The organism is Rhizobium lentis (genome assembly GCF_014200175.1).
Classification (GTDB): domain Bacteria; phylum Pseudomonadota; class Alphaproteobacteria; order Rhizobiales; family Rhizobiaceae; genus Rhizobium; species Rhizobium mulingense.
In genome coordinates this window covers 248,875-270,613 of record NZ_JACHBD010000006.1, presented here as the reverse complement: position 1 = coordinate 270,613, position 21,739 = coordinate 248,875, and the positions used below count along the sequence as shown (strand labels likewise).

Below are 21,739 nucleotides of genomic sequence, written 5' to 3'. Positions count from 1 at the left end.
TCGCTTTCCATCAAAATGCGTGATTACCGAAGCGGAAGGGCGCTAAGCCCTCCGCATCCACGTCGAAGGCGATGACCGTGCCGGCCTCGAAACGTGCGGTACGGTCCGTCGACAGGCTGGTGACGAAGAGCGTCCTGAAATCGGGCCCTCCGAAACATGGCATGGTCGGCGCGGCCACCGGCAGCTGATAGATTTCGACGATCTCGCCGTCGCTCGATATCCGGTTGAGCCGGCCGGCAGAGACGCCGGCGCTCCAGTAAAAACCGTCGCGATCTGTGGCCGCGCCGTCCGGCCGCCCCTCTTCCTCGGTGAAGCTGCGAAGCCGGCGTGCTTCGCCGAGCTCGCCCGTCGCCGGATCGAAGTCGAAGGACTGCAGGAAGCATTGCCGGCTGTCGGAATGGTACATCCGCCGGCCGTCCGGAGACCAGGCGAGGCCGTTGGAACTCGTTAGACCAGTCGTGACGGCGCGCGCGCTGCCGTCGGCTCCCACGCGAAAAAGTGCGGCGTCATTCACCTGCGGCTTGGCTTCGCTGATCGAGCCGACCCAGAAGTGTCCGTCGGGTCCGACCTTGCCGTCGTTGAGGCGGCCGTTGACGTGGCGCCCGGTCGGATCGCAAAGAAACTCGATATCACCGGAGACGGGATCGAAAAGATGGACGCCCGTCTGAAGACCGACGACGATCCTGTTGTCACGGCAAAGCCCGAGGCAGCCGACCGCGGCCGGCATTGCGAAGCGGTCGACCGTGCCTTCCGGGGAAAGCCGCAGGACTGCCGGCGCCAGGATGTCGACAAGCCAGAGAGCACCGGTCTCTTCGTCCCACACGGGCGATTCACCGACCGTCAGCGGCTGCTGCAGCACCGAACGGATCTTCGGTTCAATGATGCGCGGCGCCGTCACGACGCCGTCTCCGGGTCTTTGACGAGCCCCTCGGCATCGCGCATGCGGATGTTGCCGTCATGGTTGAACTCGCAGAAACCGCCGCCCTGGAACGCGCGGGCGACCCGTCCCTCGGCTCCGTCCTCGATATGGGCGTGATCGCGCGGCCGGTCCTGAGGCTGGTAGCCGAGCCGCCTTGCCAGATCATTGTTCCACCATTTTTCGTCCGTATCGGATACGCCGTAGACCACAGTCGCGGCGATCAACGGATGGGTGAGCCCGATCTGCACCAGCTGCGCGAGATCCCGGGCGCTTATCCAGATCGCGATCGAGCGTTCGCTGTTCGGATAGGTGCCGGCATTGCCGATGCGAATGGAAAGCGAACGGATGCCCGATGTGTCGTAGTAGAGTCCCGCCACCAGCTCGCCCCAGCATTTGGATAATCCGTAGGGACTGTCCGGTCGCATCGGATCAAGCGGCGATATGACTTCGCCACGCGGATAAAAGCCCGTCGCGTGGTTGCTCGAGGCGTAGACCATCCGCCCGACCTTGTTGATCCGAGCGGCCTCGTAGAGATTGTAGGTCCCGAGCACATTAGCCTGCAGAATGGCGTTCATGTCGACGCCGCTCGCGATGCCGGCAAGATGAACGACGCCGTCGACCTCTCTGAGGGCGGCCGTCGCCTCGTCGAGCCTCGAGAGATCGGCGCTCACGAACTCCTCGTTTTCAGCCAGCTCGGCAGGCTCATGAATATCGATCAAACGCAAGTGCTCTGCGTGTTGGCGAAGGAGCGGGCGCAGCAGCGTCCCGACGCGTCCGGCAGCACCCGTCATGGCGATCCGTCTCATCGTCTTCCTCCCATTGTCGCTCAAACCCCCTGAAACATGCGGGCGCGCGCATTCAGTATGTGTTTCTTCATCGCGTCATGCGCTTCGGACTCCCGCCGCGCGAAGATCGCCTCCACGATCACCGCATGCTCGTCCTGGACACTGCGGATCTGTTCCGGCGTCCGTTTCAGGCTCAGGCTTCGCGTCACGGAATGGCCTATGGCGAAATGCGGCTTGAACCATTCGCGTACGGTGATGTGAAACTGGTTGCCTGTCGCCGCCGCAATTGCGTCGTGGAGGGCCTGGTCCTGCTCGGCGCCGAGCTCGCCGTTGCGCAGACATTGCTCGAGCGAGAGAAGTGCGGCCGTTATCCGCTCCTTGTCGGCCGGCTGCCAGTTGCGTGCCGCAAGCTCGGCCGCCTCGGCTTCGAGGCCGGCGCGAAATTCGAAGAACCGCTGGACGTCGGCGAGCGAACCGACCGGAACCATTGTCAGCATCGATGAATCCGGCCGCTGCCGAACGTAAGAGCCCGAACCCTTACGGGAGACGACGAGGCCGTCGGTTCTGAGCCGCTCCAGCGCTTCGCGCACGACCGGTCTCGACGCGCCGAAATCGCCGGCGAGCTTCGTCTCCGAAGGCAGCCGCTCGTTTATGGGAAACGTGCCGTCCGCGATCATCCCTACGATCTTTTCGTAGATGATGTCGCTGAAGCGCGTTGCGCCTCTGTTGGAAACGGCATCGACGGCGACGGTCATTATCGTCCTTTTCTCCCCTGCTACGCGGCATTTCAGTCGTTGCTCTTTCGAGCCGGCAGGCTGGCTCCGAATATTTCTGTCGCCCATGCGCCGAGGCCGCAAAGTGGCGGGCGTACAGCATCTGACAGATCAGTCACCTTTTCATTCCATAATCCGCCTCGGGAACGGGCCTGAGCGGGGTGCTTGATGCTGCATCGCTATCGAATCTGTAATTATCTGTCAACTCTTGTAATCATCTGGGAACGTGTCTATGGTTTCGTCCGTAGCGCCGAGGAGGGCGTGAAGCGGCAGGTTGGGAGACCGCCGCACCAGCCGGTACAAGAGCTGCGCCGGTCTAAACAGGGAGGAAGTGGATGCCCAATGAAATTCTGTCGCGCGGTGTCACCCGCCGCGCCGTGCTTGGCGGTATGGCCGGCGTCGCAGCGTTGTCTGTCACCGGTCGCGCTTTGGCTGCCCCGGGAGGTGAAGCGCCGGCATTGGCGCAGCTCGTCAAGGACGGAAAACTGCCGCCGCTCCCCGAGCGATTGCCGAAAAAGCCGATGGTGGTGACGCCGTTCGAAAAGGTCGGCACCTATGGCGGTTCGCTGCGGCGCGGCCTGCGCGGTTCATCGGACCATAACGGCATCCTGCGCATGGTCGGCAACCAGAGCCTCGTGCGCTGGAACCTGGAATTCACCGCCGTCCAGCCGAACCTGGCCGAACGCTGGGAGGTCAGCGACGACGCGACGCAATTCACCTTCCATCTCATCGAAGGCGTGCGCTGGTCCGACGGTCATCCCTTCACCGCCGATGACATCGTTTTCGCGATCGAAGACTGCGTCAAGAATACCGAGCTCTACAGCGCCACGCCGGCGCAGCTTGCCGTCGCCGGCAAGCCGGTCACCGTCGAGAAGATCGACGATTACACGGTGAAGTTCACCTTTGCAGCGGCCAACGCGCTTTATCTGGAAAATCTTGCCACGCCGCTCGGCCAGCACCCGACGCTATTTCCGAAGCATTACTGCAGCCAGTTCCTGCCGAAATATAATCCCAACATCGAGGCCGATGTGAAGAAGGCGGGTGTCACCAGCTGGACGGAACTGTTCCGCAGCCGCTGCGGCGACATCGAAATTCCGACGCGCTGGGGCAATGTCGACAAGCCGACGCTTGATCCCTGGGTCGTCAAGGAGCCCTATGTCGGGGGGGCGACCCGCGTCGTCATGACCCGCAACCCCTATTTCTGGCAGGTCGATACCGCAGGCAACCAGCTTCCCTATATCGACGAGGTCAACTTCGGCATTTCGCAGGACGTCGAATCGCTGATGCTGAACGTCATCTCCGGCAAGATCGACATCCAGGAGCGCCACATCAGCGTGCTCGCCAACAAGCCGACGCTGTCGCAGAATATGGAGAAGGGCGACTACCGCCTCCTGACGCTCGTGCCGTCAGCCGCGCAACAGTGCCAGATCTACTTCAACATCACCCACAAAGATCCTGCCATGCGCAAGATGTTTGCCGACAAGTCGTTCCGGCAAGCGCTGTCGATCGGCATCAATCGGCCGGAACTGATCGACATCGTCTATTTCGGACAGAGCGAACCCTACCAGGCCGGGCCGCGTCCGACCCATCCCTGGTTCAACGAGAAATATGCGCGCCAGTTCACCGAATATGACGCCGACAAGGCCGGCGCGATGCTCGATGAGGCCGGCTACAAGAAGGGCGGCGACGGTTTCCGCCTCCGGCCCGACGGCCAGAAGGTATTCTTCTCGATCGACGTCATTCCGACGCTCTATCCCGACCTCGTCGATGCGCTGGAACTGGTCAAGACGCATTGGGCTCAGATCGGTATCGACATGAAGGTCAACACGATCGAGCGGGCGCTCTATTACACCCGCGGCGACGACAATGCCCATGATGCGGCGGTGTGGCCGGGTCCTGGCGGTCTCGATCCGATGCTCGACCCGCGTGACTTTTTCGCCTTCCATCCGCAGGGCTCGCGCTACGCCATTCCTTGGACGCTCTGGTACACGTCCAACGGTGCGCGCGGCGAGGAACCGCCGGAAAGCCAGAAGAAGCGCATGAAGCTGTTCGACGAGGCGCGTTCGACGGCCGATCTTGACAAGCGCGGCGCGATCATGAAGCAGATCTTCGATATCGCGGCGGAGGAATTCGAGACCGTCGGCCTCTGCCTTGCCGTCGGCGGCTTCGGCATCATCCGCAACAATCTGCGCAATGTTCCCGAGAAGGAGCCGGACAGCTGGTCCTGGCCCAATCCGGGGCCTGCGATGCCGCAGCAATTCACCTTCACGAGCTGATCTTGATCGAGCGCCGTATCGTCGGTACGGCGCTTTTTCTTCGGTTCGCCTTCAAAGATGCCTCGCCGGCGCTGAGAGCCGACAGGGCCTGAGGGCGGCGTTCAATGCAAGAGGCGCCTCATGCTGGTCTTTATCGCCAAACGCTTGCTGTGGATGATTCCATCGCTTTTTGCCGTCAGTTTCCTCGCTTTCGTGCTGATCCAGCTGCCGCCGGGCGACTATGTCACCACCTATATCGCGACGCTGGCAGCCTCCAACGAGATCGTCGACCAGAACACGGCGGCGCAATTGCGTGAGCGCTTCGGCCTCGATGATCCGATGCTCATCCAATATTTCAAATGGATGTGGGGCATCCTCTCCCGCGGTGATTTCGGCATCTCCTTCGAATGGCAGCAGCCGGTCTCCGACCTGATCTGGGAGCGCATGGCGCTGACCCTTGTTCTGGCTCTGGCGACATTGATCGCCACCTGGGCGATCGCGCTGCCGATCGGCGTCTTTTCGGCCGTGCGCAAATATTCGATCGGCGACTATTTCTTCACCGCCTTCACCTTCTTCGGCCTGGCCGTTCCGTCCTTCCTGCTGGCGCTGGTGCTGATGTATATCGCAGCGGTCGAATTCGGCCAGGATGTCGGCGGGCTGTTTTCGCCTGAATATGAGAATGCGGCCTGGAGCTTCGCCAAGATGGGCGACCTCTTCTCGCATCTCTGGCTTCCCGTCATTATCCTTGCCGTCTCCTCGACCGCCAGCCTCATCCGCGTCATGCGCGCGAACATGCTCGACGAATTGCCTAAGCCCTACGTGACGACGGCGCGGGCAAAGGGGCTTTCGGAGTTCCGGCTGTTGATGAAATATCCTCTGATGATCGCACTCAATCCGTTCATCTCGACGATCGCCTGGCTGCTGCCCAATCTCATTTCCGGCTCGGTCGTCGTGGCCATCGTACTCAACCTGCCAACGGCAGCGCCTCTGCTCCTGCAGGCGCTGATGGCTCAGGACATGTATCTCGCCGGCGCCTTCGTTCTGCTGATCTGCGCGCTGACGCTGATAGGCTCCCTGATCAGCGACATACTCCTTGCGCTGGTCGATCCCCGCATCCGGTTGGAATAGGAACCCGATATGGCTGACATCACCGTCACAACTATTCAGCCGGATCGCGCCGCTGTCGCTTCGCAATGGCAGCTGATCTGGTGGGCATTCCGCCGGCATCGGCTGGCGATGGTGGCGCTTGTCGTCACCGTGCTGATGTATATCGTTGCCTTGGTGCCCGGCTTCTTTGCCATCAACGATCCGAACCTGCAAAATGCGCGGGCGACCTTTCACCCGCCGCAGAGATTGCATCTGATTGATACTCAGAACGGGTTCTCCTTCGGCCCGCATTATTATCCAATGAAGCTGACCCGTGATCCGGAAACCTTAGCGGCCGTCTTCAAGGAAGACACGACGAAGCGTGTCGACGTCCAGTTCTTCGGGCGCGGCTACGAATATTCCGTATTCGGGCTCTTCAAGTCAAACATCCATCTGATCGCTTCGCCCGACAAGGCCACGCCGCTGCTTCTCTTCGGCGCCGACCGGCTTGGGCGCGATGTCTTCAGCCGAACGGTGCAGGGTTCGCAGGTTTCGCTGTCGATCGGTCTCGTCGGCGTCTTCCTGTCGTTGATGCTCGGCATCGTGATCGGCGGCATCTCGGGATATTACGGCGGCCGCATCGATTTCTTCATGCAGCGCGTGATCGATTTCGTGCTGTCCCTGCCGACGATCCCGATCTGGCTCGCCATGGCCGCGGCCTTGCCGCAGGACTGGCCGGCGACGCTGCAATATATGATGATCACGGTCATCCTGTCGCTGACCGGCTGGGCACAGCTCGCCCGTGTGGTTCGCGGCCGCTTCCTGTCTTTGCGCACGGAAGAATTCGTCGCCGCCGCCAGGCTCGACGGCGTGCGCGAAAGACGCATTATTTTTCGTCACATGCTGCCGAGCTTTGCCAGCCATATCATCGCGTCGATCACGCTCGCGGTGCCGGCGATGATCCTTGCCGAAACCTCGCTGTCTTTCCTGGGGCTCGGGCTGCAGCCCCCGACCATCTCCTGGGGCGTGCTGCTGCGCGAGGCCCAGAACATTCGCTCGATCGCCACCGCACCCTGGCTCTTCATGCCGGGCTGTGCCGTCGTGGTCGCCGTGATGGCGCTCAACCTTCTCGGCGACGGTCTGCGCGATGCGGCCGATCCCTACAACAAATGAGGCCGGCATGACCGATATCGTATCCCTTGCCAGCAAGCCGCTGCTCCAGGTGAAAAATCTTACGGTCGAGTTCCCGTTGCGTACCGGCGTCTTTCGCGCCGTCAACGATCTGTCTTTCTCGATCGAACCGGGCAAGACGCTCTGTGTGGTCGGCGAGAGCGGATCCGGCAAGTCGGTGACGGCCCGTTCGATCCTGCAGATCGTCGATGCGCCCGGTCGTATTGCTGCCGGATCGATCGTCCTGAACGATCGCCACGGCGGCTCGACCGATCTGACCAGTCTCAATCCGCGGGGACGCCAGATCCGGGCGATCCGCGGCCGTGACATCGCCATGATCTTCCAGGAGCCGATGTCGTCATTGTCGCCGATCCACACAGTCGGCAACCAGATTGTCGAGGCGCTTCGTCTGCACACCCGGATGACCAAGGCGGAGGCGCGGGCGGAGGCCATATCGCTGCTGAAGCAGGTCGAGATTCCCTTTCCGGAAAAAGCGCTGGATCGCTACGCTTTCCAATATTCCGGCGGCATGCGTCAGCGTGCGATGATTGCCATGGCGCTTGCCTGCAAACCGCAGCTGCTGATCGCCGACGAGCCGACCACGGCCCTCGACGTGACGACCCAGGCCGAAATCCTCGACTTGATCGCCCGGCTGCAGAAGGCCAACGGCATGGCCGTTCTCTTCATCACGCATGACATGGGCGTCGTGGCGCAGATCGCCGACGATGTGCTCGTGATGCACAACGGCGTCGCCAAGGAATATGCGCCGGTCGAGCAGATCTTCCATGCGCCGAAAGACGACTATACCCGCATGCTGATCGGTTCGGTGCTGAAGCTTGAGCAGAAGGCCGAAATCCGGCTGGCGCGCGCGCCGCTCGACAGGACGGCGGCGCCAATTCTCGAGCTGCGAAATCTGTCGATGAATTTCGGTGATTTGAAAGCGCTGGACGATGTTTCCATTTCGCTTCTGCCGGGCGAGACGCTCGGCATTGTCGGCGAAAGCGGATCCGGCAAGACGACGATGGGCCGCTCGATCATGCGGCTGCTCGATCCGACGGCCGGCGAAATCCTCTACCGCCGCACCGGCGGCGAGGTCATCGATCTGGCAACGGCAAAGGGCCAGACGCTCGCCGCCGCACGGCGCGAATTGCGCATGGTGTTTCAGGATCCGTTCGGCTCCCTCAACCCGCGCATGACCGTTTCCCAGATCATTGGCGAGCCGTTGCTGGTCAACGGCGTTGCAAAGGGGCGGGCGCTGGAGGAGCGCGTTTGCCATCTCATGGAGCAAGTCGGCCTCGATCCGAGGGCGCGCGAACGCTATCCGCATGCCTTCTCCGGCGGCCAGCGCCAGCGCATCGGCATTGCCCGCGCCATCACGCTCAATCCGCGTGTCATCGTTGCCGATGAGGCGACCTCGGCGCTCGACGTCTCCGTGCGCTCGCAGGTTCTCGATCTCCTGATGCGCCTGCAGGACGAACTTGGCCTCGCCTATATCTTCATCAGCCATGACATCGGCGTCATCCGCTACATGTGCGACCGGGTGGGCGTCATGTACAAAGGCCAGCTCGTGGAAGTCGGGGATGCGGAGAAGGTCTGCCGCACACCCGAGCATGCCTACACACAGGCGCTCATCTCGGCGATCCCGCGCCCTGACCCGCGCGATCGCGATCATTCGAGACGTTTCCGCTACGTCGCGCCAGATCATCTGAAGCCCGACAGTCTGAAGAATGGAAGTTCTCAGAGATGAAAATCACCGGAATCCGCACGTTTCTCATGCATGTCGGCCAGCCCGATCCCTCGAACTGGGCGTCCGACCAGCGTTCCGGCGATCGCACCTCCAAGCAGTTCGGCGGCACCCGGAACTGGCTCTTTCTGAAGATCGATACCGATGACGGCATCACCGGCATCGGCGAGTGCTCAGGTTGGCCGCGCGTCGTCGAGACGGCGATCCATGACCTTGCGCCGTTGCTCATCGGCGAAGATCCGGCCCATATCGAACGGCTGTGGCAGAAGATGCATATCACGATGATGGGCCATGGTATGCTGGGAACGGTCGGAGGCGGCGCTATGACCGGCATCGACATGGCCCTCTGGGACATCAAGGGTAAGGCGCTCGGCGTGCCTGTCTGGATGCTGCTCGGCGGCAAGGTGCGGGATCGGATTCCGATCTATTCCCATGCCAATACGCCCGAGCGCGCGCTTGCGCTCAAAGAGCGCGGCATCAAGGCAATCAAGTGCGGCGGGGTGGCCGACCCCGTACGCAAGGTCGCCGCACTCCGCGATGCGGTCGGCGACGATATGGACATTGCCATCGATCTGCATGGACCGCCTTGGCTGACGCCCGGCGATGCCTGCCGGCTGGTGCGGGCGCTCGAACCCTATGAGCTGATGTGGGTGGAAGATCCGATCGCGCCGGAGAATTTCGACGGCTACCGCCGCATCCGCGACGCCGCTCACGTGCCGCTTGCGACCGGCGAGCGCTCGGCAACCATCTTCGGCGAACGCGAGCTGATCGAGAAAGAGCTGGTCGACGTGATCCAGCCGGATACCGGCCGGGCAGGCGGTATCACGCAGATGAAGAAGATCGCGGCCATGGCCGAAGCCCACCATATCCAAATGGCGCCGCATTCCGGCTCGCTTGGGCCGGTGGCGGAATATGCCGCCCTGCATCTGCTGGCTGCCATTCCGAACGCGCTCATCCTGGAGCGGCTCGACGACGATTGGGACGGCCGCCGCCAGACGATCTTGCCGCATCCGCAGCAGGTTGACGGCTTGATTGCCGTTCCCGATGGTCCGGGGCTGGGCTGCGATATCGATGAGGAATTCGTCGCCCGCTTCCCCAGCGGCGGCAATGTCTCGGTGCCACAGGCCGCCGGTGCCTACAATCCCGGAACCGATAACGAGCATGTCTACGTGCAGACGCGCGTGGCGCGCCGCAGCTATTTCAATCGCTAGAAGGACAGAATGATGAAGATCGACCGCATGCGGGTTTTCATGACCCGCGATAAGGACCGTCCGCGCGTGATCGTCGCGCTCGATACCGATGACGGGCTGACCGGCTGGGGCGAATGCTACAATCACGGCCCCGACAAGGCGCTGCCGCCGCTGCTCGATTATCTCTATGGATTTCTCTCCGGCCAGGATCCGACGCGCGTCGAATATCTGGTCAACCTGCTGATCCAGCAGAGCCGCTTCCCGCCGGGCGCACTCGGCCTTGCGGCGATCTCGGCGCTCGATCACTGCCTGTGGGATCTGGCGGCCAAGGCGGCGAACGTGCCGGTTTACAAGCTGCTCGGCGGCGAGGTGCGTGACCGCATCAAGGTCTATGCCGGGGTCTATACCGCGCCCGATGCGCCGGCCGCGCGTGAGGAATTCGACCGCCTGAAGGAAGAATGGGGTTTCACCGCCTTCAAGCTCAGCCCCTGGCGGATCGATATGCACGCGCATCGCTGGGGCAATGTCGTGAAAGCCTCTGCGGATTATTTCCGCTCGCTTCGCGAGGCGGTCAATGACGAGTACGAGATCGCCTTCGATGCGCATGCCAAGATTTTCGAGCCGATCGCTGCCCGCCAGCTCGGCAATGCGCTGGCGCCCTACGACCCGCTGTTTTTCGAGGAGCCGCTGCGCCCGGAGAATATCGAGGCCTGGGGTGACTTGAAACAGGGTCTCAACTGCACGCTTGCGACCGGCGAGTCGCTCTACAACAGAAACGAATTCCTGCGTCTGCTGCAGGTCAAGGGCGCCGATCTCATCCAGCCGGATATCTGCGTTGTCGGCGGCATCAGCGAGATGCGCCGCATCGCCACGCTCGCCGAAGCTTTCTTCGTCGGCGTCGCGCCACACAATCCGATGGGGCCGCTGGCAACCGCGGTCAATGTGCATTTCTCGGCCGCCGCGCAGAATTTCCGCATCCTCGAATACCGGCTGCCGAAGGGCCAGGCCTATGTTTATGGCGGGCTCGATGTCGAGAAACGCCAGGGAGAGACCCGCTACGTCGTCGATCCCTATCTGCCGAAGGACGGCTATCTCGAGCTACGTCCCGACCGGCCCGGCTGGGGCGTCGAAATGGACGAGAAGGCGATGGAAGAAGAAGGCTACATCCACTGGCAACGGCGGGTGCCGAAGCGGCCTGACGGCTCTTACGCCTTCGCTTGAAGAGGTCGCTCAAGAAATCCGAAACTGGCCGCTGCCGCATGGAGCGGCCAGGTTCTTTATGCTCTAAGCATCTTTCGGCAACACCGAGCGAACCCTTGCGATGAAGATATGGAAGTCCTGCATGAACTTGCGAAGGAAATCCGCCGTAGCCTCGTTCGTGACCTCGCCGTCATCGGTGATCAGCCCCGGTGTGAACTGGATGTAGGCTTCCGGAGCATTCATCTGGGGCGAGTTGCAGAAACTGAGCACGCTGCGCAAATTCTGCTGGGCGACTGCGGTGCCGATCGCGCCCGGCGAAGTGCCGATGACCGCTGACGGCTTGCGCCTGAACGAGTTGGTGCCGTAGGGGCGACTTGCCCAGTCGATGGCGTTTTTCAGTCCGCCGGGTATGGATCGATTGTATTCGGGCGTGACGAACAACACGGCGTCGACGGCCGCGATTGCCGCCTTGAATGCTTTGCCGGCCGGAGGATAGTCGGCGTCATAGTCGTAGCTGTAGAGCGGCAGATCCCTGAAGGATATCTCCGACATTTCAAGTTCCGGCGGGGCGAGCCGCACCAGCGCCTTGGCGAGCTTGCGGTTAATCGAGCCCTTGGCGAGGCTGCCGATGAGATAACCGACTTTATGCGTGGTCATGGCGTTCTCCAATATTGCGCATGATAAAGGACCATCATACGCAGGAAGCATGGAAGGGGTCTCTTGTTCCTTGAGCGCAGGTATTAATCGTCGACGAAAGTGACCGTCTCGGCGAGGGGCGCGCGGCCCGTCCGGGCAAAACCGACTGCGGGATCCTCGTATCCGATCGACATGCCGCAGAACAGGATGAGCCCGTCCGGCGGTGACAAGGCTTCCGCAACCGTTTCGCGAACCTGTGACCATGCCATTTGCGGGCAACTGTGCAGTCCTTCGGCGCGCAGCAGCAGCATGACGGTCTGCAGATACATGCCGACGTCGGCCCATTGGGGTGGGCCCAGGTCACGGTCGATGTAGCAGAACAGGGCGGCGGGCGCGCCGAAGCAGTTCCAGTTGGCGATTGCTGCCCGCTGGCGCGCCTCCCAGTCCTCGCGGCTAATGCCGAGCGAACTGTAGCGCTCCCTGCCGAAGGCAGATCGGCGCTCTCCGTACGGGGACTTGAGCATAGGCGGATACATCTCGTACTGCCGCTTGTCCCAGGGGTCGCCGTGAGCCACGCGCTCGATGGCGGATGTCTTGAGCTCGGCCAGCGACGCGCCGGTCATCACGTAAGTGTTCCACGGCTGGATGTTCGATCCTGACGGCGACCAAGCCGCGGCGGACAGCACGCGCTCGAGTGTCTCCTTCGCCACAGGCTTGTCTTTGAAACCACGCACCGACCGTCGGCTTGTGACTGCCTCATAGACGTCCATGATCGCCTTCTCCTGACCCTTCCGTTGCTGATGTAGTCCATTATCTCCATTCGCAATGGAGGCATAACCACACCCTGGTCTAGGAGGCGTACATCAAACGTTCATCAGGGATTAAGCGGCAAGAACAACATGGTCATTTCGTCAGCTGCCCGGCTCGGACGCGTTCTCCCGGGGAGTGACGGCGCGATCCGAAGATATCGGCGAGCGTGTCGAGCATTGTCCTCGCCGTGTCGGATTGAAGGGAATAATAGATCGTCTGGGCAGCCCTTCGCGTCTGCACTAGTCCGTGTTCTCGAAGAATTGCCAGATGCTGGGAAGTCGAAGATTGGCTCAATCCCACTTCATCGGCTAGGACGGTCACCGACACTTCTCCCACGGTCAACAGATGCAGAATGTGGAGCCGTTTGGCGTTCCCCATGGCCGACAAGAAGGTTGCTTCGATGTCGAAGGCGCTGGCTTCTGGGGAAGGCGTGGTTGACGATCGATTGTTCAGGCGGGATCTCCTTATGGAATCAAACCGGATATGAGATCATATCCTTGAGCTTAATTTAGAGATAACGCATGGGTGCGAAGCCGAAAGCCATTGTCGGCGTCGCGTCGTCTTTTTCAACGCGAATCGGATACGGCGCGCATTAAATGGACAGGAAGCTCGCGTGCGTGGCCGGTATTCTTCGTCATTGGAAAGCGTCAGGTAAAAAAGCTAACGCGAGCCGGCCTGCCGCATTTGTGCCGGCAGCGTTTCCCAGGCCCGGATCAGTTCACCGATCGAGGCAGCCTCCATCTTGTGCATCACATTGCTTCGATGCAGCTTGACCGTCACTTCGCTGATGCCGAGATCGAAGGCGATCTGCTTGTTAAGGCGTCCGCGTGCCACTTCGTGCAGAACTTCGCGCTCGCGCTGTGTCAACGTCTCCAGGCGTTTGACATTGCGCTTGGCGATTGCGGTTTCGGCCCGTCGTTCGGCATCCATCGCAATGGCCGCAGTGACGGCGTCGAGCAGCGTTTGATCCCGCACCGGTTTTGTGAGAAAATCCACAGCACCGGCCTTCATTGCCTGGACGGTCATCGGAATGTCGCCGTGGCCGGTCAGAAAAATGATCGGCTTGGAAATGCCGTTCTCGGCCAGATGGCTTTGCAGGTGAAGGCCGCTTGCCCCCGGCATGCGCACATCGAGGATCAGGCAGCCGGGGTTTTCCAATATGTCGGCGTCAAGCAATTCTCGGGTCGAGGCAAAACAGACCGGCTGAAAACCCGCCGACAAGATCAGCTCGGACAAGGCCTCGCGTACCGATGCGTCGTCATCGACGATAATGACGAGCGGCTGGTCCTCTTGATATCTGCACTGCAATGATAACGGCGCCGATCTCCGCAGCAACGGCTGGTCAACTCTCATGTCACCCTCCATCTCTCGATTGACGTAAAGCATTGGCGATTGCCGTCAGCAGGGCCTGCGCATCGAAGGGCTTGCGGAAGAATCCGCCGCCTCCCTGAGCGCGGCCTTGATCGGCGATCTCGTGGCGGCCCGTGATCAGGAACACCGGCAACTCGGGACGCGATTTTCTCACCAGGTCACGAAGCTCGAATCCGTCGATGCCAGGCATTCCAATATCGGTGATGAGCAGGTCGAGGTCGGACAGCCCGCTGACGAGCAGCGAGCCCGCCGACGGGAAACCGCGGGCCACGTAACCGGCCGATTCCAGAAGGTCGCCCATCGATTCCAGCAGTCTTGGATCGTCATCGACAATTGCGACGACATGTCTTGTCTCGTTCATGTTCAATTCCCCCCCACCCGGCGCGAGTGGGTAATCGGTATTTCCAGTTTCTCTGCAATCCGCACGAGATCGGCGAGCGAGGCCGCCGCCATTTTCTGCATCACATTTCTTCGATGGATCTGCAGGGTGACTTCGCTGATCCCGAGTTCGGCTGCCGCCTGCTTGTTGAGAAGACCGCTGACCACGAGCGGCAGCACCTCGCGCTCGCGCGGCGTCAGGTCGAGATAGTGTCGTTTCAGCATGTCGAGCTCGGCGCGTCCCGATCGCTTTTTCCGATCCTCGGCAAGTGCCGCATGGATTGCCTTCAAGAGGTCAGCGTCACTGAACGGTTTGGTCAGAAAATCCACTGCGCCATGCTTGATCGCGCGCACCGAGGAGGGAATGTCGCCATGCCCGGTAATGAAGACGATCGGCGGATGGTCCCTGTCGGCGATCTGCCTCTGCAGATCGAGGCCGTTGATGTCGGGGAGCTCGATATCGAGGATGAGGCAGGCGGGCACATCGGGCTTGTCTGCCCTCACATAGTCCCCGGCCGATTCAAAGGCAACGGCGCGCATGCCGTGCGAGTCCAGCAGCTCGCCGAGCGCTTCGCGGATGCGTTCATCGTCGTCGACGATGAAGACGATGTGGTCATCGGGCGTCATGACGCCGCCTTCGTTTCTATCGGCAAGGTGAAGATCAACGTTGCTCCGCGCGGGTTGTTCTTCTCTGCCCACAATCGTCCGCCATGCAGCTCGACGATCGAGCGGCAGATCGCCAGACCCATACCCATGCCGTGTTCCTTAGTCGTGAAGAACGGCTCGAACATCTTCTCGGGAAACTCGACCCCCTGGCCGCGATCGCTGATTTCGGTCTGGATGGCATTGCCCACATGGTGCACGCGCATCTCGATCACCTTGTCGCCGGCAATGGCGTCCATCGCCTCGATGCCGTTGCGGATGAGATTGATCAGAACCTGCTGGATCTGGATGCGATCGACGGCGATGAGCGGAAGGTTGCCATCGACCGCGACCTCTATCCGGGCGCGCCGGCGCACCGCTTCGTCCGACATCAGGTTGCGCGCCTCGCTGATGACTCCCGAAATCGCCGTATGAACCCTTCTGTCTGCCGATTGTTTGAACAGGGCGCGTATACGGCTAACGACCTCCGCCGCCGAGTTGGCATCGCGGATGATGCGTTCGACCGTCCTCTGCGCCCGCTCCATATTCGGAGGGTCGGCCATCAGCCAGCGCTGGCAGGCATGCGAGTTTGCGACGACCGCGGCGAGCGGCTGGTTCACCTCATGGGCGATGGAGGCCGAAAGCTCGGCAAGGCTCGCCACTTGGCTCGCCCGCGCAAGGCCCTCTCGCGCTTGACGCAGATCTTCCTCCGCCCGAACTTCTCCGTCGATATCGAGGCAGATGACATTCCACTGGACGATGACGCCCTCGGCATTGCGCATCGGCGCAGCGCGTGTCTCGACCCAGCGATATTCACCGTCGAACCGCCGCAAACGATGCCGGCGCGCATAGGGCTCGCCGGTGCGCAATGAATGGGCATAGTCCAATTTGACGCTCGCCACGTCGTCGGGATGAACGCCGGCGTCGAGCGTGCCTTCCAACCTCGTCTTTCCCGTGCCGTCCAGTTCTTCCAGCTTATAACCGAGGAAGTCGCGCAGCTGAGGGTTGCGGTATACCGGTTCTCCGTCGGGCGCCGCGCAATCGATCATTGCCGGCAGGGTTTCGACGATCTGCCAGAGCGAACGCTCCCTCTCGCGCAGCTCCTCCTCGATGCGCAATTGATCGTCGATGTCATGCGTCAGGCCGTACCATTGAATGATCCGCCCGTTCTCGTCCCTCAGCGGCTCGGCGCTGCCTCTGACCCAGCGATAGACGCCATCTACGCGCCGCAGGCGATACTGCTTGGAGAAGCGTTCGCCGGTGGCGATGGAATGGTGGAGTGCTTCGGTAAGGCCGGCGGCATCCTCAGGATGGACGGCGGCCTGGATGAGGGCTGCAAGCCGGCTGACACCGGGCGTGTCCATATCGACAATGTCGAGACCGAGAAAATCGATCAGGCGCTGGTTGAAGAAGGTCGGTGTGCCGTCCGGATCAAGGCGCCAGAGCAGGCTCGGAACCATGTCCACCAGTTGCGAGAGCTCGCGCTCGCGCTCGCGCAACGCCTCCTGCGCACGCATCTCATCGTCGATATCGACCGAAATGACGTACCATTGCGTGATCGTGCCGTTCTGGTCCCGCAGCGGCTCGGCGCGCCCGTCGACCCAGCGATAGGCTCCGTCGAAGCGGCGCATGCGGTATTTGATCGAGAAGGGATCGCCGCTGACGAGAGAGCGGTGAACCGTCTGAAGCAGCCTCGGCGCATCATCGGGATGAACCAGGGTATGAATGACGACCGACAGCCGGCTCACGCCCGGCTGATCCATGTCGCCGACGTCGAGGCCGAAGAAGTCGATCAGGCGCTTGTTGAAGAAGACGGGCTCGCCTGTCGGTGTCAGCCGTCTGATCTGGGCCGGGACCATGTCCACGAGCTGCGACAGCTCGCGCTCGCGCTCGCGCAGGGCCTCCAGCGCCCGCACCTCTTCGTCGATATCGAGAGAAACGCCGTACCACTGCACGACCTTTCCATCGTCGTCACGCCGCGGCTCCACCCTGCACTCGGCCCAGCGGTAGACGCCGTCCTGTTCGCGCCAGCGAAACCGCATCGCGGTGCCGCCGCCGGTTTCGAAGCAGTTCCGCAGCGTGCGCTGAACGTCGGGTGCATCCTCGGGATGGATCAACCGCTGCAGCAGATCTTCGATGCTCGGCTCGCCGACAGCGTCGAAATCGGCAATGACGGTGCGAAAATGATCCTGGTAGCGCTTGTTGAAGTAGATCGAGCCGCCGGTGGGCTCGACGCTCCACACGCGGACCGGAACGGCATCGATCATCTGTTGAAGCTGCCGTTCGCTTTGCCGGAGCGCCTCTTCGGCATGGACCTGATCGTCGATGTCGTGGCAAAGCCCATACCACTGGAGGACATTGCCCATCTGATCTCGCAGCGGCTCGGCGCGGCTCGACATCCAACGATAAACGCCGTCGGCCCGGCGCAGCCGATAGCGCGTGGCGAAGGTCTCGCCGGTGACGAGGCAATGGCTGAGCGCTGCTCTGAACTCGGCTGCATCGTCGGGATGAACGATGGCCAGAAGCACTGCTTCCAGTCGGCTCATATCCGGCCTATCGGAGTCGGTCACGTCAAGGCCGAGGAAATCGACCATGCGCTTGTTGAAGAAGGTCGGCTCGCCCTCGGGCGTCAGTCGCCAGACGTGGCTCGGCACCATGTCGACGAGCTGTGAGAGCTCGCGTTCCCGTTCGCGCAATGCCTCCACGCTTTGGCGCAGCGAAAGCGCTGCCAGCTGATGCTGGCGGGATATGGCGGCGACAATGAGCGCTGAAAGCGCCGAGATGGCCAGAAAAAGCTGCAGCATGATCTGCTTGTGTTTCTGGGCCCCCGGCTCGCCGGCGAATTGGCTGGCGCCCGTTATCGTGAAGATTGCCGTTATCAGCGCCAGCAGCACCAGCGACACCGCCGCGCCCTTGAACTCGAAGCGGACCGCGGCCCATAGAAGCGGCGGCATGATAATATAAGCGAAGGGAAGGTAGCCGCTCAGCGAAAGAGCGGCAACGGCGAGGAAGATAAGCCCGAGAACGCAGGCTTCCATCCACTGTGTGGTCGAAAGTTGTGGTCTGCCCCGCCAGTTGTGGAGCACGACCAGCACCAGCGGCGCCACGATGAGGACGCCGGTAGCATCGCCGATCCACCACAGAGGCCATGCCGTCACGAAAGATTGCGACAGGATGCTGAACCAGGCAAGTGTAGCACTTCCCACAGTCGCGCTGACGATCGGGGCAACCCCGGCGCCCAGCGCGACGAAAGCAAGGACTTCCTGCAGGCTTTCCAGGCGCACCGGCCGTGTCAGGACGCGGTTCACGAGCCAGGCTCCCACCAGCGCTTCCAGCGCGTTGCCGACATAAATCAGGAAGGCGGCGACTGGTGGGCTGTGAAACCAAAGGACATTGCTGAACATCTCCGCCAGGCAGCCGCCCAGCACCCACCACGGCCAGCTGTAGCCGGAGCTAAGAATAAGCGTCGCGATGAAAAGTCCGCTCGCCGGCCAGATGGAAATGCCGGTTCCAGGCACGATCGCAAGAGATTGAGCAAAGCCGCAGGCAAGCACATAAGCCGCAACAAAAAAGCCCAGATGCAAAAGCTTGGGACGGTGCGACCAGACGCTCATCATTAGCTGCTCCTGCCGGACGGAAATAACGGGGGGCCGTCAGCATTTGCGGTGGTTGTTTTTGATTTTGGGGCCGGCGAGCTCATGTTCGAACCGTAATCCTGCCCCACCACAACCGCAACTCATGGAAACCCATGCATTGCGCGGGCATGTAGCCGGCTTTGGGAGCGAAGAGGGATGCGGGAGTCCGCTTTATCAGATGGCGCACCCTATACCGGAGGCTGGCTCCCCTATGCTCAAAGGCCAGGACGCCGGACCTCAGGCATGATGGAAGGTCTCTAACTTTACGGTCATTGTCGGCCCAACCGCCGGCATTGGGCAGAGATTAGAGAGGGTGCCGATATGAAAATCATGGTAGCGGGAGCAAGCGGCGTTGTCGGAACGCAGCTCACGGCGAAGTTGCACCGGGCGGACCACGATGTCACGGCCGCATCCTTATCGCTTGGCGTCGATACGGTGACGGGCAGGGGCCTCGAAGCGGCGATGGCGGGAAACGAAATCGTCATCGACGTCACCAATGCCGCATCATTCGGCGACAGTTCGGCGTTCGATTTCTTCAGGACATCGACGAAGAACCTGCTCGCCGCTGCGGCCGGAGCCAACGTCAGGCATTATATCGCTCTCTCCGTCGTCGGCACGCCCTACCTCGTCGAAAGCGATTATTTCCGCGCCAAAATGGTGCAGGAAAATCTCATCCGTGCTTCTGGCCGACCCTATACGATCCTCCGCTCGACGCAGTTTTACGAATTCATCAACGGATTGATCGATATCGGTGCCGATGGCGACGTCCTTCGGTTGCCGCCGGCGGCGATGAGGCCGGTCGCGGCCGGTGACGTAGCCGCGTTTCTGATGGAACTGGCAGCGGGAACTCCCGTCGGCGATATTGTCGAGATCGGCGGCCCGGAACAGTTCGGCATCGACGAAATCGCGCGGATATATCTCGCCGCGAACGAAGACCAACGGCCGGTGACGACCGATCCAGCTGTTTGCTATTTCGACGTCGAATTGACCGGCGATGTACTGCTTCCCGGTGCTGGTGCCCGCACGGCGAGCCAGACCCTCTCCGACTGGCTCTTCCAATCGATGGCCGCCTAACGGCTGGCTTGAGGTAATACCCTTCGAAAAGAGAGTATTACAAAGGTACCAGAATGGCCACGACCGTTACCGCGAAGGGGCAGGTAACCATTCCGAAGCCGGTCCGGGACATGCTCGGCATCGTTCCCGGCAGCAAGGTCGATTTTCATCGCGCTGCCGATGTCAGCGTGGTTCTCGTGCGCGCCGACAAGAAACGCGCGGCCAGCCGCTTCGAGAGGCTGCGCGGCCATGTCGGAAAAGCCTCGATACAGATGCCATCATGGCTTTGACGCGCGGCGAACCGTGACGCTTATCGATACCAATGTTCTTCTGGATCTCGTGACGGACGACCAGGAATGGGCAGACTGGTCGATAGCCCAGCTCGAGGCAGCAAGTACCGAAGGTCACCTTGTCCCTGGGCCTTTTCCTTGGCTTCCTTACCTCTTCTCCTGCCGCTGGTTTGCCGCGCCCGCCGATATTGGCGGCCTGACGGTGACGCTGCCCGATGCCGCTTCCGAAAACGGAAAGGCGGAGAGGGTGAGCATATTCGAACCGGACAATGGTTCCGACGGGCTCCTGGTGATCAACGGCAGCAACACCCTGAAAGTCGATAGGCTATAGTCACGTTGGCCCTTTCCGTCTCCGTCCGCAGGGTCGCAAAAATATTATGAATTTCATGTGCGTAATGAAAGTGAAGGCCTTGCTTGTCCGAACCTGGGGCGGGCGCGAATCACCCGCAGTTTGATCTGCGAAACTGCCGGGTTTCCGACACCGTCTCGCATGCCTCGGCGTGTGGTTTGGTTAAGCGTTTGTAATTCGGTCACGAATCGCGGCATATAGTAACTGCGCAACTGAAGCGCTTTCGTTCAAAATTGCGCAGTTACTTGGGAAATCGATCATGCAGCCGAGTCTTGCTCTTCAAGACGATCAAGAGCATCTCCCGTCGCTTCTGGCAACAGATGCGAAGGAGTTGTCCTATCAACTTCAGCAGCATCAGGCGAAAATCTTTCCGCCGCTTTCCCAGAAGACGATCAGGACCTTCTCGCCTGCGGAAGCCGCAGCCTTCATCGGCATTGGCGAAGGTTATCTCAGGCAGGTCGCTGCGGATGGCCACGGGCCCGATCCGCTCGCAAACGGACGTCGGCTTTACAGCGCAATCGACATGGACCGGATCCGCCGAGTTCTCGACGAGCGAAACGGAACGCCGAAATATGTGCCGGCCCGCAGGCCAGGCGAAAAGCTCCAGATCGTCTCCGTCATGAATTTCAAGGGCGGCTCTGGCAAGACCACCACGGCGGCACATCTGGCGCAGTTCATGGCACTCCGCGGCTATCGCGTGCTTGCCGTCGATCTTGATCCGCAGGCGTCCTTGTCCGCCTTGTTCGGCCATCAGCCGGAGTTCGACGTCGGTGAAGGCGAGACGATTTACGGGGCGATCCGATACGAGGCACCACGCCCGATCGCCGATATCGTGCGCGCAACCTACACGCCCAATCTGCATCTCATTCCGGGAAACCTCGAATTGATGGAATTCGAGCACGAGACGCCGAAGGCAATGGCGTCGGGGACGGCGGAGACGATGTTCTTCGCCCGTATCGGCGAGGTGTTGACGGAAATAGAAAGCCTTTATGATGTCGTCGTCATCGACTGCCCGCCACAGCTGGGATTCCTGACGATGTCGGCGCTCTGCGCCGCAACTTCCGTTTTGATCACGGTCCACCCGCAGATGCTCGACGTCATGTCGATGTCGCAGTTCCTGACGATGACGAGCGAGCTGATGTCGGTCGTCGAAAAGGCCGGCGGGCGCACCAGCTACGACTGGATGCGCTATCTGGTGACGCGGTTCGAGCCGAATGACGGACCGCAGAGCCAGATGACCGGCTTCATGCGGGCGATCTTCGGCAATCGCATGCTGCATAACGCCATGGTGAAGTCGACGGCCGTCGCCGACGCCGGCGTCACCAAGCAGACCCTCTATGAGGTCGAGCGGTCGCAATTCACGCGCGGAACCTATGACCGGGCGCTGGAGTCGCTGAACCTCGTGAATGGTGAGATCGAAGCGCATATTCGCTCCACCTGGGGAAGGAGATAG

General features: G+C 61.3%; 19 protein-coding genes and 1 pseudogene. 10 read left to right on the top strand and 10 right to left on the bottom strand.

What is annotated here, in order from left to right:
- Positions 1–10: 10 nt before the first annotated feature.
- From GGI60_RS16425 to GGI60_RS16415, 3 genes are read right to left on the bottom strand one after another with little or no spacing between them, the layout of a single operon-like run.
- Positions 11–898, bottom strand: a complete 888-nt coding sequence (locus tag GGI60_RS16425) for an SMP-30/gluconolactonase/LRE family protein (RefSeq protein WP_183934680.1) — start codon at positions 896–898, stop codon at positions 11–13.
- The gene (locus GGI60_RS16420) at positions 895–1,725 is read right to left on the bottom strand and encodes an NAD-dependent epimerase/dehydratase family protein (protein ID WP_183934679.1); all 831 of its coding nucleotides are present in this window, start codon (positions 1,723–1,725) and stop codon (positions 895–897) included. Before GGI60_RS16420 ends, GGI60_RS16425 begins: the two co-directional genes overlap by 4 nt.
- A gap of 20 nt (positions 1,726–1,745) precedes the next feature.
- Positions 1,746–2,459, bottom strand: coding sequence for a FadR/GntR family transcriptional regulator (locus tag GGI60_RS16415; RefSeq protein ID WP_183934678.1), 714 nt, complete (start codon positions 2,457–2,459; stop codon positions 1,746–1,748).
- Positions 2,460–2,812: 353 nt separating this feature from the next.
- Between GGI60_RS16415 and GGI60_RS16410 the strand changes: the two genes are divergently transcribed.
- The 6 genes from GGI60_RS16410 (at position 2,813) to GGI60_RS16385 (ending at position 11,143) form a co-directional block, all read left to right on the top strand.
- A complete protein-coding gene (locus GGI60_RS16410; protein WP_183934677.1) occupies positions 2,813–4,753 on the top strand; it encodes an ABC transporter substrate-binding protein in 1,941 nt (646 codons plus the stop codon).
- A 120-nt stretch (positions 4,754–4,873) separates the two neighbouring features.
- Positions 4,874–5,860, top strand: a complete 987-nt coding sequence (locus GGI60_RS16405) for an ABC transporter permease (RefSeq protein WP_183934676.1) — start codon at positions 4,874–4,876, stop codon at positions 5,858–5,860.
- A 9-nt stretch (positions 5,861–5,869) separates the two neighbouring features.
- Positions 5,870–6,991 carry an ABC transporter permease gene (locus GGI60_RS16400; RefSeq protein ID WP_183934675.1) on the top strand — a complete coding sequence of 374 codons (1,122 nt, stop codon included), beginning with the start codon at positions 5,870–5,872 and terminating at the stop codon, positions 6,989–6,991.
- A 7-nt stretch (positions 6,992–6,998) separates the two neighbouring features.
- Positions 6,999–8,735: an ABC transporter ATP-binding protein gene (locus GGI60_RS16395; protein ID WP_183934674.1), complete on the top strand. Its 1,737-nt coding sequence runs from the start codon at positions 6,999–7,001 to the stop codon at positions 8,733–8,735.
- Entirely contained in the window at positions 8,732–9,943 is a 1,212-nt protein-coding gene (locus GGI60_RS16390; RefSeq protein WP_183934673.1) for a mandelate racemase/muconate lactonizing enzyme family protein, read from the top strand. The genes GGI60_RS16395 and GGI60_RS16390 overlap by 4 nt, the downstream gene beginning before the upstream one ends.
- 12 nt (positions 9,944–9,955) lie before the next feature.
- Entirely contained in the window at positions 9,956–11,143 is a 1,188-nt protein-coding gene (locus GGI60_RS16385; RefSeq protein WP_183934833.1) for a galactarate dehydratase, read from the top strand.
- Between the two features lie 63 nt (positions 11,144–11,206).
- Here GGI60_RS16385 and GGI60_RS16380 read toward each other — a convergent pair whose 3' ends face one another.
- The 7 genes from GGI60_RS16380 to GGI60_RS16350 all read right to left on the bottom strand — a co-directional run bounded on the left by GGI60_RS16380 (position 11,207) and on the right by GGI60_RS16350 (position 18,576).
- On the bottom strand, positions 11,207–11,779 hold the full coding sequence (locus tag GGI60_RS16380) for an NADPH-dependent FMN reductase (RefSeq protein ID WP_183934672.1): 573 nt from the start codon (positions 11,777–11,779) through the stop codon (positions 11,207–11,209).
- A gap of 83 nt (positions 11,780–11,862) precedes the next feature.
- Positions 11,863–12,528: a nitroreductase gene (locus tag GGI60_RS16375; protein ID WP_183934671.1), complete on the bottom strand. Its 666-nt coding sequence runs from the start codon at positions 12,526–12,528 to the stop codon at positions 11,863–11,865.
- 133 nt (positions 12,529–12,661) lie between these two features.
- Positions 12,662–13,021, bottom strand: coding sequence for a helix-turn-helix transcriptional regulator (locus GGI60_RS16370; protein WP_183934832.1), 360 nt, complete (start codon positions 13,019–13,021; stop codon positions 12,662–12,664).
- Positions 13,022–13,228: 207 nt separating this feature from the next.
- A complete protein-coding gene (locus GGI60_RS16365) occupies positions 13,229–13,921 on the bottom strand; it encodes a response regulator transcription factor (RefSeq protein ID WP_183934670.1) in 693 nt (230 codons plus the stop codon).
- A gap of 1 nt (position 13,922) precedes the next feature.
- Positions 13,923–14,300, bottom strand: a complete 378-nt coding sequence (locus GGI60_RS16360) for a response regulator transcription factor (RefSeq protein ID WP_010027584.1) — start codon at positions 14,298–14,300, stop codon at positions 13,923–13,925.
- A gap of 2 nt (positions 14,301–14,302) precedes the next feature.
- Positions 14,303–14,944: a response regulator transcription factor gene (locus tag GGI60_RS16355; RefSeq protein ID WP_183934669.1), complete on the bottom strand. Its 642-nt coding sequence runs from the start codon at positions 14,942–14,944 to the stop codon at positions 14,303–14,305.
- The gene (locus GGI60_RS16350) at positions 14,941–18,576 is read right to left on the bottom strand and encodes a PAS domain-containing protein (RefSeq protein WP_183934668.1); all 3,636 of its coding nucleotides are present in this window, start codon (positions 18,574–18,576) and stop codon (positions 14,941–14,943) included. The genes GGI60_RS16355 and GGI60_RS16350 overlap by 4 nt, the downstream gene beginning before the upstream one ends.
- 339 nt (positions 18,577–18,915) lie before the next feature.
- On the opposite strand from GGI60_RS16350, the gene GGI60_RS16345 reads away from it, so the two are divergent.
- The 4 genes and pseudogenes from GGI60_RS16345 (at position 18,916) to repA (ending at position 21,739) form a co-directional block, all read left to right on the top strand.
- Positions 18,916–19,668, top strand: coding sequence for an SDR family oxidoreductase (locus GGI60_RS16345; protein ID WP_183934667.1), 753 nt, complete (start codon positions 18,916–18,918; stop codon positions 19,666–19,668).
- Between the two features lie 53 nt (positions 19,669–19,721).
- Positions 19,722–19,954, top strand: a pseudogene (locus GGI60_RS16340) (AbrB/MazE/SpoVT family DNA-binding domain-containing protein).
- Positions 19,951–20,268, top strand: a complete 318-nt coding sequence (locus GGI60_RS32090) for a hypothetical protein (protein WP_312863468.1) — start codon at positions 19,951–19,953, stop codon at positions 20,266–20,268. Before GGI60_RS16340 ends, GGI60_RS32090 begins: the two are co-directional and overlap by 4 nt.
- 277 nt (positions 20,269–20,545) lie before the next feature.
- On the top strand, positions 20,546–21,739 hold the full coding sequence (repA, locus tag GGI60_RS16330) for a plasmid partitioning protein RepA (protein ID WP_183934666.1): 1,194 nt from the start codon (positions 20,546–20,548) through the stop codon (positions 21,737–21,739).

Excerpts from the sequence above, each read along its gene's own strand:
- GGI60_RS16395 (WP_183934674.1), top strand. The coding sequence starts at position 6,999 with ATGACCGATATCGTATCCCTTGCCAGCAAGCCGCTGCTCCAGGTGAAA.
- GGI60_RS16350 (WP_183934668.1), bottom strand. The coding sequence starts at position 18,576 with ATGATGAGCGTCTGGTCGCACCGTCCCAAGCTTTTGCATCTGGGCTTT.
- GGI60_RS16410 (WP_183934677.1), top strand. The coding sequence starts at position 2,813 with ATGCCCAATGAAATTCTGTCGCGCGGTGTCACCCGCCGCGCCGTGCTT.
- GGI60_RS16420 (WP_183934679.1), bottom strand. The coding sequence starts at position 1,725 with ATGAGACGGATCGCCATGACGGGTGCTGCCGGACGCGTCGGGACGCTG.
- GGI60_RS16345 (WP_183934667.1), top strand. The coding sequence starts at position 18,916 with ATGAAAATCATGGTAGCGGGAGCAAGCGGCGTTGTCGGAACGCAGCTC.
- GGI60_RS16355 (WP_183934669.1), bottom strand. The coding sequence starts at position 14,944 with ATGACGCCCGATGACCACATCGTCTTCATCGTCGACGACGATGAACGC.
- GGI60_RS16360 (WP_010027584.1), bottom strand. The coding sequence starts at position 14,300 with ATGAACGAGACAAGACATGTCGTCGCAATTGTCGATGACGATCCAAGA.
- repA (WP_183934666.1), top strand. The coding sequence starts at position 20,546 with ATGCAGCCGAGTCTTGCTCTTCAAGACGATCAAGAGCATCTCCCGTCG.
- GGI60_RS16415 (WP_183934678.1), bottom strand. The coding sequence starts at position 2,459 with ATGACCGTCGCCGTCGATGCCGTTTCCAACAGAGGCGCAACGCGCTTC.
- GGI60_RS16380 (WP_183934672.1), bottom strand. The coding sequence starts at position 11,779 with ATGACCACGCATAAAGTCGGTTATCTCATCGGCAGCCTCGCCAAGGGC.
- GGI60_RS16405 (WP_183934676.1), top strand. The coding sequence starts at position 4,874 with ATGCTGGTCTTTATCGCCAAACGCTTGCTGTGGATGATTCCATCGCTT.
- GGI60_RS16365 (WP_183934670.1), bottom strand. The coding sequence starts at position 13,921 with ATGAGAGTTGACCAGCCGTTGCTGCGGAGATCGGCGCCGTTATCATTG.
- GGI60_RS16375 (WP_183934671.1), bottom strand. The coding sequence starts at position 12,528 with ATGGACGTCTATGAGGCAGTCACAAGCCGACGGTCGGTGCGTGGTTTC.
- GGI60_RS16385 (WP_183934833.1), top strand. The coding sequence starts at position 9,956 with ATGAAGATCGACCGCATGCGGGTTTTCATGACCCGCGATAAGGACCGT.
- GGI60_RS16390 (WP_183934673.1), top strand. The coding sequence starts at position 8,732 with ATGAAAATCACCGGAATCCGCACGTTTCTCATGCATGTCGGCCAGCCC.
- GGI60_RS16400 (WP_183934675.1), top strand. The coding sequence starts at position 5,870 with ATGGCTGACATCACCGTCACAACTATTCAGCCGGATCGCGCCGCTGTC.